The following is a 14,932-nucleotide window of genomic DNA, read 5'->3' as shown; positions in this document are numbered from 1 at the left end:
AGTGTCCTCTCGCTTCACTAAGAAACATACTATATCTCTGTCAATCTAATATTACTGTAGTAGGTTCTTGCCGCTGTGATCGTACTCACCCCATACATCCCATAAGTAAACGTATCATCCTCATACTTGAGCAGCTCTTCACCGTTAATCCACAGTGTAATTGTATTTTCTTGCACGGTAACCTTGAACTCATATTCTTGATTAAATTTCCACGCATATTGGCATCCAGTTAACCGCGTGTAGCCATGATCATTCAGATATAGAGAAATCTGATCTTCTCCGTCGAATCCTACATGGTAGCCACGCATCGCACCTTGTGCACGAACCGCAACCATGTGCGAAGCACCACTTTGAGGATTTATGGAGAGCGAAACCGTATAATCTCGGGCAAAATAGTTACCTGTATAGGCTTCACTAGGCTCAGCAGTCATGAGATACATCGATCCATCAACAAGACTCCATGCCCCATGATTGTGAGCAAAAGGCGTTACACAACCAAAGTTAATCGCTTGTTTGTTGAAATCGATCGCGTAATCCGATTTACCATGAATTCTAAATTCGTCAATAAAGATTCTGCCCAGACTTTTGAATTTGCCAGGCGTATAGGATTCGAGCACGATACCGACTTCATCAATTAACGCACCCTCTGAATCAGGAATCTCGAATTCCACATCCAGCCATTCGTTATTAACAAGCTTGATATAGCCTTGCAGCAGATCTGTTTTACTTTTAGCTAGTCGTACATAAGGGGCAAAGCCCATCGTTTCATTACCATTCCACTGATCCAAATAGATTTTCATCGAAACTTTCTGACCAGAATATGCCTTAGGTGCGAACGTTGGTGAATATCGCTCATCACTGAATTCATCTCTTGAATAGAAAGGCTTATAATAAATTTTGGATTGCTCACCACGTGTCATGCGATCAAACAACACTTCGAGTGAACCTGATCCTTGATAAGCATGGTCTGTTGAATGCTTGATTTCGCAAAAAAAGGGATTAGATACACGCATATTATGCGTTGATCCAGGCAACTCAAAATCAAAGTAGATTTCATCTTCCTTAAAGCTATCCAGTAATGCTTGAGGGCATTCTACCCTAGCTATACGATAACCTAGAATAGCTAATTCCTTCGAATAGGTTGGAATATCTAAGATATTGAGATAGCCTGAAATACCTGACATCACGATCGCATCGTTAATTGGCTTCCGGTATTTAGCAGCAATTCCTTCTAGACCACAAGCAACGCCTAGCACCGTACCTACATTACCCGCATTACAATCTGTATCCCAGCCGCACATTGTAGCGATTTCAACAGTACGGTTAAAGTCGCCCTCTCCATACATAAGTGCCAAAATACATACACCCGCATTCGGGATCATATGACAGACGCCTTTGTATTTATCGTAGCCCCAATCTCTTTCTAGCATGTCTCGACATGCTCTGAAATCGCCTGGCTGAGCCTTATGGAACTCCATAACCGCTCTCGCTACTTTCACATACGTAGAATCTGCAGGAATTTGGCCTAGGCCCGCTTCAACGATTTCATTAATATCGCTCGTTTCAAATGCTTTGGAAATTGCCGCACAGAAGAATCTAGCTCCATTCACGCCATCACCATCATGAGACACCCTAGCTGCAGCTTCACCGAAGTCAGCAGCTTTCTTAGGGTTGCATGGATTAACAAGACCCCAAGTATCGATAAAAATCTGTCCACCGATTTGTTCTGCAATAATATGGCCATTTTGCTCGATCGATCCGGATTTAGGCGCTTCAATACCATTTTTCAAATTGATATAGGTTGTATGCTCCGTACTAACACCGTACCCGCCCCACCAGAACATACCTACACCCTCACGAGCATAGTTAAGCCATGCACGCGCTACATCATTCGGCGTAATATCACGATCTACAGCATCATCATAAAGTGCACGCAAGAAATAGAATGGACCATTCGCATCGTCATCTGCTGCAAAGTTCTTGAATTCCTTCACATAATCCGTAATATCGCCGTACGTATTGCGTATTCTCTCATAAGTCCAGATTGTCGGTTCAACCGGCGCCCCGAGTCTTATGCCAATGTTCATCCCTAAGTAACCTGAATAAATTTTCTCTAAATAATTTGAAGGTATCATTATGTACACCGCCTTTAGTTGATTGAGCGAAGCTGCTGTTGTCTCATATTGTTCATTTCTAAATCTTGCTGAATAATAAATGCTGCTGTTTCAATAAACTGATCACAATGTTGCTCGATATTTTGTTTATTAGCTTGTTCCAAAGTTTCGACTTCGTCAGTTGGAATAACTGTAATGCCTTGCATCGCACCTAATATAGCTCCGATCATTACACCGATTGAATCCGTATCACGACCAGAACTAACTCCATCCTTAATAGCTTCTAAAAAATCACCCTCATGCAGTACGATATACGCTAGCGCTAATGGTAGCTCTTCAATTGAAAACAGACGACTAGGCGTATAGTAGTTGGAAGGTAGCCCCACCTTGTTCACATTTCTATTGACGTCATCACCCATTGGTGAATACTTGCTCATAATCTCATGAAATTGTCTTACGACTTCATCTCTGTTGTCCTTGATACTTCTTAGCTCTAATGCCACTTCATAAATTGCCTGTATCGCCTGCTTCGTCCCATCCTTGGCATACTGTAAAGCCGTGCTTACAATATCGTCTACCGTTACTCCCGGCTCGAATGCCTTAGCGACACAGCAAGCCATTACACCTGCTGCTTCAAGGCCATAGCTAAGTTGATGTCCGGATGCAAACAGAATCGCCTCATCATATGCACCTTTGGGATTACAAGCATTAACGATCCCAATTGGGGCAATATACATAGCTGCACCACAGTTAACCATGTTGCCATATCCGCCTTCACGAGGCTCACAATTCGCGAGCACATGACGATTGAAAATATGCTTCTCAGGATAGAACAATCTATCCATGATTAAAGCTTCTCTACCAAACTCGGGAATATACCTTGGACGAAAAGAAATCTCTTTTACAAATTCATTCGCTACATCATAAGCATCGAGATGTCGTCTCTCTGTACAATAGACATTCATTAAGGCAAGCGTCATGAGCGTATCGTCGGTTACAATCCCTTGACCTCTCATTCTCCCTAACCTTAAGGCTTCTGGAAAATCAGCTTTCCACCATTTGGTCCTTGTTGTTTCCACTCTTCCATACTTCTCTTTGATTTCGCTATAAGGCAGTTTCTCAACAACAGCGCCCATCGCATCACCAAATGCAGTACCAAAGATTACACCCTTAACTCGATCAGCAAAAGATATCATCTACTTCACTCCCTCTACAGGGAGTGTGGGGCAACATAAGCCCCACACTGTGCAGTTCATTTATTTAATCGTTTTATTCGCGTGTTCTGTAATATCCTTACCGCCTGCTGCATTCCAATCTTGTACGAACTTATCGAAGTCAGCAGCAGACTTCTTACCTGTTACATAGTTAGCTGCAAATTCTTTATATAGGGCTACACAAGCATCCCATTTAGATGCAAGTTCAGCAGGCATAATGAATGTATTATCCTTCGTTGACATGGAAGCGACCATTTCTAAAGACTTATATGCTGGTGCAGATAAGAATGGTGTTGATGGATCAAACTCTTTGTCTGGCTTAAAGTTAACGTTGGAATCTACAAAACGTGCAAACCATTCAGCTGATTTCTCAGTTAGCTTAATTTTGCCATCTGCGATCTGATATTGAACACCTTCAACTCCAAGCTTATCAAGCATTTGACCTTTTGGACTCGCCAAGAACTCTAGTACAGCAAATGCCATATCCTTGTTCTTAGATGTGCTCGCAATAGCAAATCCACGGCCTTCTTTACTAACATCAATTGGTGAGTAACCTTGGCCTACACCTTTAGCTGCTGGTAATGGCATTACTACAGCTGTTGCTCCATTTTGTTTAGTTGACTTCTGATTGTACAGGTCAATAACTTTACCTTGTGTACCTGCAATTACAGCTGCATCTCCATCATAGAAAGCTTTTTCTTTCGTATCCCACTTCTTCGTTAAGAATTCTGGATCAAGTAGTCCATCTTTATAAAGCTTCGCGTAGAAATCTAATTTATTCTTCTCGAACTCTGTTGTTTTACCGAATGCATATTTACCGTCCGCACCCTTGATCCAAGTCGAAGTTAAACCGAAGGATTGTGCAAATAAAGTATCAATTTCTTCTAAATCTCCAGGTACTGTGTAAGCGAACTTAGCTCCGCCCTTTTCTTTCACTTCTTTAAAGAAATTATAGTAGTTGTCAGCTGATGGATTAGCTAATAATTCTTTACCCGAAGCTGTCTTATCGAACCAATCCTGACGAACAACTGGAATCTTAGTTGTTGTTGGCGATAACCATACCAGGTATGGATAGTTCTTCGTTCTTTCTTGGTTAAAAGGACTCATTGCTGCTTTCACATGTGTTGATTTATCAATGTATGGTGTCAAATCTTCAAGAATCTTTTGTGTCATCGCAAATTGATAATCTCCACCTTGGAAATAAATCAGATCCGGAATATTACCGCTTTGCAGCAGCAAGCCTAGCTTCTCTGAATAAGTACCACTCTGTACGGGTACTACCTCGATCTTCACGTTCTTGCCTTCAGCTTTCATACCTTCTTCAATACCTTTAATAAGAGGATCATCTGGTAGGAAGTCTTTATCGACAATCTTGATTGTCACAGGGTCTGCATTTGCTTTTGGTGCTGGTGTTGCTGTCCCTGTAGTTGTAGCTGCAGGAGTTTCACTAGCCGCCTTATCTCCACCACTACTACAAGCTGTGGTTACTAGCATCATCATCGCAACCAACGTGAAAAGTATTTTCTTCATTTTCTATTTCCTCCCTTATATGTTTCTTGCTATTTATTCTTTAATGCCGCCTTCCATTACGCCACTTGTATAATGCCTTAGAATAATGGGATAGAGCATAAGAATCGGAATCATAGCAACCACGATAGTTGCTGCTTTAAGTGCAGAGAAATCAAGTTGCGCAATATTACTATTCTTCAGTAGTTCAGCTGTACCGACTAATGCTGATGTATCTCGCTCGACAATGAACTGCCTAAGTAGCACTTGGAGAACGGTATTCTCACGACTTGACAGGAAAATACTCGATTTAAAGAATTCATTCCATCTTGCAATGGCATAGAACATACCGATTGTTAAGACAGGTATTCGCGCAAGTGGGAAGACGATTCGCATGAATAATTTCATATGACCTGCACCATCAATCTTCGCTGCTTCAATCAAGGAATCCGGAATTTCTTCCATAAATCGCATCATAATGATCAGATAGTAGACATTAATCGTTCTATAAATGACCATTGACCACAAATTATCAAGCAACGCAAGATCTTTCATGACTAGATATTCTTGGATATAGCCAGGTTCAAAGATCATAATGATGATTAGGAATATCATCATCGGTGTTTTGCCGACCAAGTTCTTGCGGGTTAAGACATACGCAGTAATCGTTGTGAAGAATACACTTAAGCATGTTCCTACAATCGTAATAAACAATGAATTAACAAGTGCTTTGCCGACAATCGGGTTGCTCAGTACAACCTGAAAGTTAATAAGCGATAAGCCTTTGGGAATAATGTCATAGCCTTTAAGTAAATGGACCTTGTCAGGGTTCGAGAAGGCTTTGGCGAACAAATTCACGATCGGTACGAACATTGTCAGAGTCATGAGCGTTAGAATGATTCCGATCAAGAATTTAGAGACAGTTAATTTTCTCCCTACCATACATAAGCCTCCTTACCATGCACCTTTTGAGGTCAATTTTTTGGATACAAAATGTGTCGACAGCACGAGAACAACGCCAATCGCGCTCTTGAACAAGTTAGCTGCAGTAGCAAAGGAATATTGGCCGTTCAGTAAGCCCATTCGATAAACATAAGTATCAATAATATCGATATGGCTGCCCACTGAATCATTCGTGAAATTGAGCACCTGATCAAGACCGGCGTTCATAATAAATCCAATATTCAGAATAAATATTGTGACCATAGGGATATATAAATTCGGAATAACAATACGTGATACAATATGCCAGCGTGTTGCTCCATCTACATAGGCCGCTTCGTATAGGCTCGGACTAATACCGATAATTGCTGCCAGATAAATAATGGAATCCCAACCAGTACTTCGCCATGCTTCACTAAATACCAGAACCCACCTAATACTATCCTTATCCGTTAAGAAATCCTGTGCAGAGAATCCGAACAGCTTAATCAGTTCATTAATTGCTCCTGTCGAAGGGGACAAGAACTCGAACCAAATACCTGCAATAACAACCCATGACAAGAAGTGAGGCAAATAGGAGATTACTTGAATCGACTTGCGAAACTTGCCATTGATAAACTCATTAAGCATAAGTGCAAAAAGGATTGGAACTGGAAATACAATTAACATTTTCATCGCACTAATAATGAGTGTATTAGATAGTACCTGTGCAAACACAGGCGTACTGAATAATTCCTTGAAGTACTTCATTCCGACGAAGATATCATCGCCAATAATACGATAATCATAGAACGCCAGCTTCATCTCAATAATCGGCCATATATGGAAGATGATAAAGTAGGCAAAAGCCGGTAGTAGCATAATATAGAGTACCTTATCCGACCAAACCTGCTTCAGCTTAGAGCCTTTGCTAACTCTCATCATTCCTTGTTTGTTCATAAGTCCACCTCCAACTCCATGAGTGGTGCATGCTGTTGAGCACCATACACGTCCCTGTCCAAGAAAGTACCTGAGGAAACCTTTCGTGCAAACGTGATTTTGAAACCTAACGCCTGATCAAAAAATACGATATGCATAATACTTTCTTGTTCAATATTGTATAGTCTTGATACCACTTCTTTATTAATGACCCCAGAGTCCTTAATTTTGTAATAGATCGCAGGGTCAGTAAAAAGCGCATCCACCGTTATTTCAAAAGGTCCGCTATTCTTACTCCGTAAAACTGCTGCAGCATCATATAATTTCATACTTACACCTCTGTATATTCGCAGTGGAACATCTCATGTCCGTCTGCGACTTCCATCAAATGATATACCGAGAACTCATATACAGCACCAAAAGGTACATCGCTAGGAGCAAACGGGAAAGCAAGATTACCAGCTGTAGATTTTCTTCCTTTATAACCATAATGCAAGAATGTTGATCTGACGGAGCTGCAAATCGTATTAGCAAGCTCTTGTGTGGATGCAATAACTTCGAACATAATGCCAAGCTCATGCCCTGCATTTGGTGTTGGTTCCAATTCTCCCATTACACCATTCAAACCATAATTAATGAAATTAATTTGGTAATCCTCTGACGGAATCTCACTGTAATATTCATAGACCTGTTTCTTCACTAGATCTTCAACTTCTTCAATCTGCGCAATCAGTAGAGGATCTCTAACACCTGCAATGACGAATGTGCGATATGCTACCCTCATAGCACCTTCAAGCTTAATCTTGTATACAGGCGTATTCGTAATTTGGCTACCCCGAACTTCTACACTGCCGTCACCTACTTCAGCGAAGACACAATGTTCAAGATTTAACACTGTTCCCGGTCCGTGTAGAATGTAGGGATGATCCTTCTCATAGAACGTGTGTGCACCAACGGATATCGTTGTGCATTTACGAAACTCATTAAGCGGTTTGACGATAAATGAATCCTTTTTTAGAATGCCCATCATGCAATCCTTTGTTGTACCTGGATCGGCGCAAAGCGCTGCACACTCTAATATTTTGCCTAAGTGATAAGCAAGTGCAGGATCAAAGCCATGATGCATAGCAACTGCTGCAAATGGTGATGGATCATAGGCTCTTCCGCAGATGATGATGTCTGCACCTTCTTGCAAGGCCTCCATAATAGGCTCATGACCCATTTGGGCAACAATACTTTGAGTAGCTTGCAATCTGTCTTTCGTTAACGGTTTAACACTTACGCCTAATGGTTCACATTGATTTGATGCTAGCTTAGCTTCTACAGCTTCGTGCGGAATGTCCGCCCAGATGGTTGCAACCTTAACGTGATTAATCCCTCGTTCTTGCAAAATCTCCATGATAATCGAACGTGTCCACTCCACATGAACCTTAGCTCCGCTTCCACCAGCAGATCCGATAATCACTGGAATCTTAGCTTTAGCTCCTGCGACTATCATGAGTTCTAAATCCTTCTTACATGCTTGCTTGCTAACAATCGCTGTACCTGCACCTAATTTATGAGGTCCAGCATCCGTAGAACCAGCATCAACTACAATCGCATCTGGGCAGGATTCCATGCCTTTCATAAATGATGACTTCGGAAAGCCGTAGCCTAACATCCCACATGGTGCCAAAATTCTAAATTCTTCCTTTGTCATTAGACCCTCCACTAGTTACAAATACATTCTCATTGCTTCTTTATCAGGCAGAGATGGCTGTGCGCCTTCCCTACTAACCGTTATTCCAGCAGCTAAACTTGCGAATCTTATCGCATCTGCCAAATCCTTGCCTTCAGCGAGTGCTACTGCAAGACCACTAATGAATGAATCCCCTGCACCAGTTGTATCTACTGCCTTGAAGGCTGCTGCTGAAAAATATTGCTTCGTATGCTTGTTAATGAGTAAACAGCCCTTCTCGCCAAGTGTTACGATTACGTTCTGAAAGCTTTTATCGAGCAACTTGTAAGCTTTCTCTTCCATTGTAAAATCACCAGGAATAATCAAATCAATTTCCGTCTCATTCGGCACAACCAGGAAACAATCTTCAAAACATTTATAATTAATTTTCTGCGCTGGTGCAGGATTTAAGATTAGCTTGATGTTATTCTTCCGGCATATAGCCGCCACATATTCGATCGTGTTCATAGGTATTTCCATTTGAATTAAGCAATAGCTCGCATTTTCAAAAATCGATTCAAAAGAGCTCACTTGCTCCACACTCAGTCGTGAGTTAGCACCCGGGTTAACAACAATATTGTTATCACCGTTATCCGAAACATAAATATACGCATTACCTGTCGGGAGCATTTCGTCGAATACAATTCCGCTTGCATCGACACCATTCTTGATTAGACCGTTATATAGCTCACGACCATAGAGATCATTCCCTACTCGACCAATCATGCACACTTTACCGCCTAATTTACCTGCGCCTACAGCTTGGTTCGCGCCTTTACCTCCAGCAGCATTCTTAATATCATTCGTCAGGATCGTTTCACCAACCTTAGGGATATGGGAAACTCTCAAGATGATATCCATATTTAAGCTACCTACAATTACGATCTTCTCATTGGGAGATTCATCTGCATTTCGAGGTGTAGCTACACTTTGTCTACTAGCAATAGATGGTTCGTAAACAAGCTGCTTTGCTTCAACTTCCGGCTTAATTTGTTTAATCAGAGACAAACATGCAGCAAAGCCCATATCATAAAGTGGATAAGTCACTGAGGTAAGTGTCGGTGTTACCAGCTCGCAAATATAGGTATCACCAAAGCCAATTACCGAAATATCCTGTGGAATCTTCATCATCAATTCATTAGCAGCGATGTAGGCACCACATGCAATAACGTCATTACTAGTCATTATCGCAGTCACACCCTTGGATAAAAGTGTTCTAGCCCCATCATATCCAACCTGCTTATGATTACTGATAGCGCTTTCAACAAACAGACTTTTATCAAAACTTATATTGTTGTCGTAAAGCGCCTTCTTATAACCTTCGAGTTTATCTGATGCATCTTGATTGGATAAAGGACTACTGATATAACCAATCAGCTCATGCTTCTTGTCTATCAATTGCTGAGTAGCGATATAGGTACCCTGAGAATAATTAAAATAGACTTGGTTTACATCATTGTCATCTCTCCGATCGACCAAAACAACAGGTATCTGATCATCGATATATTCAGCAATGTCCCGTCCATTCACGCTTGATGATGGGGCGAATAGAATCCCTTCCACATTACGCTCTTTAAGAATCTCCATATATTTCTTTTCTCTAAGTTCTTCTCCATCCGTGTTGCAAATGATAACACTCATATTCTCTTGATAGGCCGCATCTTCTACACCACGAGCAAACTGCTTATAGAAAGAATCGGCAACGTCAGCAATCACAAGACCAATCGTTGCAGTTTTTGCTGCCATTCTTCTCATGACCTTCTGATAGGGGATGTAATTATGTTCACTTATGATTCTAGCAATCTTATTCTTAGTCTCTTCTCCAATGTCCTGATCTTTATGGTTCAGTACTTTGGAAACTGTTGCAATAGAAACCCCAGCAAGCCTAGCGATATCTTTGATTGTCATAGAAATAGATTCCGAAGGACCTTGACCTGATTTATAAATCGTCATTATTGAAGTACCTCATGTTATGAGACATAATCTTACGAAAATAGTTTAGGAAAGTGTTTTCTTAAGCTAAAAATAGCACACTTAAAAGTCTGAGTCAATTGAATTATTAAAATTATCATTTAAGTAAAATAATTCACATATTTAATCATAAAAAAGACCACTCATCAGATTAATTACTGAATTGTGGTCACTTTCCTAATCATTCTTTTTTTACAAACATCTTCTTACCAAGGGGCATTTGTACGTACAAATCCTCAGTGCTTGCCTCACTGCAAATGAGCTTCGACATTTTTTTTAGCTTCGCAATCACCATGAACTTGAATGGTATTGTCATAATCATTTCTCCAGAGCCGATTTTTAATGCAAAGCCATATTCAAAACCAACTTGTATACAGAACTGTTTAACAATTGAGATCGCTATGTCATTATCTGTATGTTCAAGATAACCACAATTGATGACAACATATATTTTAGGTCGCGTGTTATACTCACTAGCCTGCTGCTCAATGTAATTCCAAAAGGACAGTAAGGTGGATGGAATGCAATCAGCATAGAGCGGAAAAGCCATAACAACCTTATCACTATGAAATAATTGATCACCTAATTCATGATGATTATCGGAACTTAATGTTACACTGCTACAACTTACTTCTTGCTTCTTTAAGGCTGTTTCAAGATGAGACAAATAAATAGCTGAACTGGATTCCGTACTTCTAGGACTAGCGTTAAGTAAAAGAACTTGCTCCATTACGAGTCACTTATTCCTTTCAATACTTCAGCGATTCCTTCCTTCTTACAGAAGATCACTTGATAATTTCTATAGCTCATATGAAGTGCATTTCGGGCTACCAAATTCTCAAAAATATGTTTTTCTTCATCAGAAATATCCCCATATCCGATTATAATGACATCCTTTTGTTTAACATCTCTTTGAACCTGATGAATTTCATTTTCGTGTAGCCTTAAGAGTTGCTGTTGAATAGGATTAGTACGATCCAATATTCGTTTAAGTGGCGTATCATAACAACCGTATTTGACTCTGGATATATAAATAACCGTTTCACATTGTATAATATCTCGATTAATTTGTACGGCATCATCTTTAAACACACATTTTCCTGGTGTCTTAATCCAGCAAGTGTAACATCCAATACAGGGGCTTACATTTGCCGATTGTACATCAACAATTTTAGCCTCCTGCAGATGTAGTGGTAGTTCACTATACATTAATTGTACATCGGTCAATAATAAAGTTTGCATGTATGCCCTCCAACAGATTGTACAAGTATTTCAATATGTAATTCAATCCATTATATAAGACTTACATCTTTTGCTCAATTAACAAAACCACGAATCAACGAGGCTAAGTGTGCTAACAGCAAATAACCCGCCCTGAATACAGCCAGAGCGGGTTATTGTCGTTATTTATATACAGTGATTTTTTTCGATTTTCTGATTGTTATATTCGGTTAGCCCAGAATTGGTTTATCACCAAGCGTCACAATAGGTGCCTCACATCCATGTAGCTCGAAGAGAATTAGCTCATTCTCACCTTCACGTAATAGTGGAGCAGGAATATAAAGCGTCTGTTGCGGTCCAATTTCCCAGTAGCGTCCAAGATTGAAACCATTGAGATAAGCAACACCTTTGGTCCAACCTTTGAACTCGAGGAATGTATCCGCAGTTTGATTAACGTGGAACGTACCTTTATAGAAGGCTGGTGTTCCATGTTCAGCTTGTTTAGAGCCTTTTTCACTGAAAGAAAGGTTTTCTAATGAAGCAAGCGGCAATGTATGTATCGTCCATCCATATAAGAACTGATTGCCCAATCGAATGCCTTCCGTGATCCCTTTAGGGTCATTCATGTATGGACCATAATTAATACGACCTGTATTTTCCACAAGAATTTGTAGTAGGATACCATCCTGCGGGATCGTGATCTTAATAGGCTCTTCCGTCTTCCATCTACTTCTCACACCTACATATTCACCATTCACAAACACGAGCGCGCGATCATGAACCTCCTGTAAGTTTAACGCGCACTCCTCACGTGGACCTTGTACTTGTGTCGTGTATAGAATAAATCCATAGTCTTGACCGAGCTGCTCCATCGTCTCGGGGCATGTTCTCTGTACCGGACTCGATAATTCCTCCAAGGATTCGAACAACCCAGCTTGCTGAGTCAGTTGAACTTGACCGTAACTACGCTTTTGGATAGGCTCTGGTAATTGTAGAGGTGGCAAATCGATATACTTTGCAAGCACTTCCCGGAAAGCATAGAATTTATCTGTAACATCTCCACATTCGCTAACAGCAGAATCATAATCATAGCTTGTTGTAGTCGGATTATAGCCTTCTTCCCCACAGTTCGCACCATTATAGAAGCCAAAATTCGTGCCCCCATGGAACATATAGAAGTTTACCGAAGCCTTCAATTCAAGCATATCCTCAAATACTTTGGCTGCATCTGCTGTATCACGTGTATGATGCGGGTTGCCCCAGTGATCAAACCAGCCGTTCCAAAATTCCATACACATATAGGGATGATTCTGCTGATATTCTTCTAATTTATTGAAAGCCTCTTCAGCACGTGATCCAAAGTTAACGGTCTCAAGTACGCCTGGCACCATACCGCCTTCGAGCATAAAATTGAGTGGGCCATCGGATGTGAATAGAAGTACATCAATTCCACGTTTGATCATGGCTTCTCGTAAATAGTTTAAATACAGCTTATCATTTCCGTAGCTGCCGTATTCGTTCTCAATTTGCATCGCAATAATCGGTCCGCCATTCGTACTTTGAAGTGGTGCCAATTTGGATAATAAGACATCATAGTAATCGTCTACATGCTTAAGGAAGCGCTCATCGTAACAGCGAAGCCTCATACCAGGTTCACGCAATAACCATGCTGGCAATCCACCGAATTCCCATTCGGCACAAATATACGGACTCGGTCTAACGATCACGAATAAGCCTAGTTCATCCGCAATTCCAATAAACTTTACGAGATCAGCAATCCCGTCAAATACGAATTGTCCAGGTTTAGGTTCATGAATATTCCATGCAACATAAGTTTCAACCGTATTAAAGCCGCATGCTTTAAGCTTCAGTAAACGGTCTCTCCAGTATTCAGGAACAACGCGAAAATAATGAATTGCACCCGAAATGATCTGAATAGGTTGATCATTTAACATAAATTGATTTCCTTTAACCTCTAGTACACTCATAATAGATACCTCTCTCATTATCAATTGGTTGACGGAAGGAATTGATTCATAAACTCGGATATTTCAATAGACTTCCCTTTGTGTAATCTGGATTCTTCTGCGACAAAAGCCATTAAGTGACTACGCATAGACTCTTCTGCTGAAGATAAACTCTCTCCGTTACGAATACCATAGTGACGAACTTCATCAATAAATGAGCGAACAATGCCGAAATCACCGCCACCATGACCCGATTTAGGTGTATCTATTTTCACTTTGCGCGATTGTTGTGTAACAAACTCATTAACCGTAATCTCGTCATCTTCCATATTCCCCCGAATGTCGCCTTTGGTCCCCATAATTTGTACAATTCGAGTGTTATCTTTGGTGAATCCACACATGCTGAATGTTGCTGTAGCTCCACTAGCAAATTCCATATTTACAACTTGATGATCAACTACATTATTGTCGGTTTGATATACACATCGCCCATATGGACCCGTCTGAAGTGCTTCCATAATTCCTTCATCTGTATGATTATCTGTAATTTTACGAGCCCAGCCTCGTCCATCACCCATATAATAATTCACCGCGTGATACTGGCAATCCTTCTCAGCAGGACAACCATCCACACAGCGAAGAGGAGCGCCCTCCGGCTTATTACCTTCATGAAAATGCATCAACGATCCATACGAACTGATGCGTAAACAGGGCTCATTCATAATGTAAGTAAGAATATCCATATCGTGACAAGACTTTTGCAGAATCATCGGACTTGTTGTATCACTATTACGCCAATTACCACGTACAAAGCTGTGGGACATGTGCATATTTCCTACATTCTCATTGAGCTGGACGGAAACAATTTCTCCAATTGCTCCTTGTTCAATTTCATGCTTGATCGTTTGCCAGAACGGTGTGTAACGCAGAACATGGCAAATCGTCAGCAAGCGATTATGTTTCTTCGCTGCTTGTTCCATCTGCACACATTCACTTGGCACAGGTGACATAGGTTTCTCCAGTAGAATGTGATAGCCTAGTTCCAAGGCACGTAAGGTCGGCTCTAGATGCATGGTATCCATTGTACAAATAATCGCAACATCTGCGAGCTTTTCACCAGCCAAGATACTTTCCCAAGAAGTATACTCCTGCTCTGGTGATAAGGAGTGGTCAGTTGCAAACGATTGACGTCGGTCTCTGTTAGGGTCAGCAACCCCAACAATTACTAGATCTTCTTTATTCTCAAACGCATAGGGTGCATAAGCGCGTGAACCACGATCTCCTGCTCCAATCACAATGGCGGTAATAGGTCTAGTTTTCATTACTTTATCTCCTTCTGACTGTATCGTCGCTTTGGTAGCA

At 40.8% G+C, this 14,932-nt stretch carries 12 protein-coding genes; all 12 read right to left on the bottom strand.

Annotated elements, in window-relative coordinates; translation table 11 throughout:
- Nucleotides 1-29: 29 nt before the first annotated feature.
- The 12 genes from AC1DOK_RS10715 to AC1DOK_RS10660 all read right to left on the bottom strand — a co-directional run bounded on the left by AC1DOK_RS10715 (nucleotide 30) and on the right by AC1DOK_RS10660 (nucleotide 14,892).
- Nucleotides 30-2,135, bottom strand: coding sequence for an ADP-ribosylglycohydrolase family protein (locus AC1DOK_RS10715; RefSeq protein WP_477554258.1), 2,106 nt, complete (start codon nucleotides 2,133-2,135; stop codon nucleotides 30-32).
- Between the two features lie 14 nt (nucleotides 2,136-2,149).
- The gene (locus tag AC1DOK_RS10710; protein ID WP_477554257.1) at nucleotides 2,150-3,310 is read right to left on the bottom strand and encodes an ADP-ribosylglycohydrolase family protein; all 1,161 of its coding nucleotides are present in this window, start codon (nucleotides 3,308-3,310) and stop codon (nucleotides 2,150-2,152) included.
- Between the two features lie 60 nt (nucleotides 3,311-3,370).
- A complete protein-coding gene (locus AC1DOK_RS10705) occupies nucleotides 3,371-4,858 on the bottom strand; it encodes an extracellular solute-binding protein (RefSeq protein ID WP_477554256.1) in 1,488 nt (495 codons plus the stop codon).
- A 33-nt stretch (nucleotides 4,859-4,891) separates the two neighbouring features.
- Nucleotides 4,892-5,776 (bottom strand): carbohydrate ABC transporter permease, encoded by an 885-nt coding sequence (locus tag AC1DOK_RS10700; protein ID WP_477554255.1) that lies wholly within the window; start codon nucleotides 5,774-5,776, stop codon nucleotides 4,892-4,894.
- A gap of 12 nt (nucleotides 5,777-5,788) precedes the next feature.
- Nucleotides 5,789-6,715, bottom strand: a complete 927-nt coding sequence (locus AC1DOK_RS10695) for an ABC transporter permease (protein ID WP_477554254.1) — start codon at nucleotides 6,713-6,715, stop codon at nucleotides 5,789-5,791.
- On the bottom strand, nucleotides 6,712-7,023 hold the full coding sequence (locus AC1DOK_RS10690) for a DUF4387 domain-containing protein (RefSeq protein ID WP_477554253.1): 312 nt from the start codon (nucleotides 7,021-7,023) through the stop codon (nucleotides 6,712-6,714). Before AC1DOK_RS10690 ends, AC1DOK_RS10695 begins: the two co-directional genes overlap by 4 nt.
- A 2-nt stretch (nucleotides 7,024-7,025) precedes the next feature.
- On the bottom strand, nucleotides 7,026-8,393 hold the full coding sequence (locus tag AC1DOK_RS10685; RefSeq protein WP_477554252.1) for an acyclic terpene utilization AtuA family protein: 1,368 nt from the start codon (nucleotides 8,391-8,393) through the stop codon (nucleotides 7,026-7,028).
- 15 nt (nucleotides 8,394-8,408) lie between these two features.
- Complete coding sequence (gene rbsK / locus AC1DOK_RS10680; RefSeq protein ID WP_477554251.1) at nucleotides 8,409-10,364, bottom strand: ribokinase; 1,956 nt, start codon at nucleotides 10,362-10,364, stop codon at nucleotides 8,409-8,411.
- A gap of 199 nt (nucleotides 10,365-10,563) precedes the next feature.
- Nucleotides 10,564-11,112 carry a hypothetical protein gene (locus tag AC1DOK_RS10675; protein WP_477554250.1) on the bottom strand — a complete coding sequence of 183 codons (549 nt, stop codon included), beginning with the start codon at nucleotides 11,110-11,112 and terminating at the stop codon, nucleotides 10,564-10,566.
- The gene (locus AC1DOK_RS10670) at nucleotides 11,112-11,624 is read right to left on the bottom strand and encodes a flavodoxin family protein (RefSeq protein WP_477554249.1); all 513 of its coding nucleotides are present in this window, start codon (nucleotides 11,622-11,624) and stop codon (nucleotides 11,112-11,114) included. The genes AC1DOK_RS10675 and AC1DOK_RS10670 overlap by 1 nt, the downstream gene beginning before the upstream one ends.
- Before the next feature lie 209 nt (nucleotides 11,625-11,833).
- Nucleotides 11,834-13,591 (bottom strand): glycoside hydrolase family 35 protein, encoded by a 1,758-nt coding sequence (locus AC1DOK_RS10665; RefSeq protein ID WP_477554248.1) that lies wholly within the window; start codon nucleotides 13,589-13,591, stop codon nucleotides 11,834-11,836.
- 20 nt (nucleotides 13,592-13,611) lie between these two features.
- The gene (locus tag AC1DOK_RS10660; protein WP_477554247.1) at nucleotides 13,612-14,892 is read right to left on the bottom strand and encodes a Gfo/Idh/MocA family protein; all 1,281 of its coding nucleotides are present in this window, start codon (nucleotides 14,890-14,892) and stop codon (nucleotides 13,612-13,614) included.
- Nucleotides 14,893-14,932 lie beyond the last annotated feature (40 nt).

Source organism: Paenibacillus sp. P5_B5, assembly GCF_056400365.1.
The sequence above is the reverse complement of the archived record's forward strand: the minus strand, read 5'-3'. Positions and strand labels throughout refer to the sequence as shown.

Excerpts from the sequence above, each read along its gene's own strand:
- AC1DOK_RS10705 (WP_477554256.1), bottom strand. The coding sequence starts at position 4,858 with ATGAAGAAAATACTTTTCACGTTGGTTGCGATGATGATGCTAGTAACC.
- AC1DOK_RS10695 (WP_477554254.1), bottom strand. The coding sequence starts at position 6,715 with ATGAACAAACAAGGAATGATGAGAGTTAGCAAAGGCTCTAAGCTGAAG.
- rbsK (WP_477554251.1), bottom strand. The coding sequence starts at position 10,364 with ATGACGATTTATAAATCAGGTCAAGGTCCTTCGGAATCTATTTCTATG.
- AC1DOK_RS10665 (WP_477554248.1), bottom strand. The coding sequence starts at position 13,591 with ATGAGTGTACTAGAGGTTAAAGGAAATCAATTTATGTTAAATGATCAA.
- AC1DOK_RS10710 (WP_477554257.1), bottom strand. The coding sequence starts at position 3,310 with ATGATATCTTTTGCTGATCGAGTTAAGGGTGTAATCTTTGGTACTGCA.
- AC1DOK_RS10660 (WP_477554247.1), bottom strand. The coding sequence starts at position 14,892 with ATGAAAACTAGACCTATTACCGCCATTGTGATTGGAGCAGGAGATCGT.
- AC1DOK_RS10690 (WP_477554253.1), bottom strand. The coding sequence starts at position 7,023 with ATGAAATTATATGATGCTGCAGCAGTTTTACGGAGTAAGAATAGCGGA.
- AC1DOK_RS10685 (WP_477554252.1), bottom strand. The coding sequence starts at position 8,393 with ATGACAAAGGAAGAATTTAGAATTTTGGCACCATGTGGGATGTTAGGC.
- AC1DOK_RS10670 (WP_477554249.1), bottom strand. The coding sequence starts at position 11,624 with ATGCAAACTTTATTATTGACCGATGTACAATTAATGTATAGTGAACTA.
- AC1DOK_RS10715 (WP_477554258.1), bottom strand. The coding sequence starts at position 2,135 with ATGATACCTTCAAATTATTTAGAGAAAATTTATTCAGGTTACTTAGGG.
- AC1DOK_RS10700 (WP_477554255.1), bottom strand. The coding sequence starts at position 5,776 with ATGGTAGGGAGAAAATTAACTGTCTCTAAATTCTTGATCGGAATCATT.
- AC1DOK_RS10675 (WP_477554250.1), bottom strand. The coding sequence starts at position 11,112 with ATGGAGCAAGTTCTTTTACTTAACGCTAGTCCTAGAAGTACGGAATCC.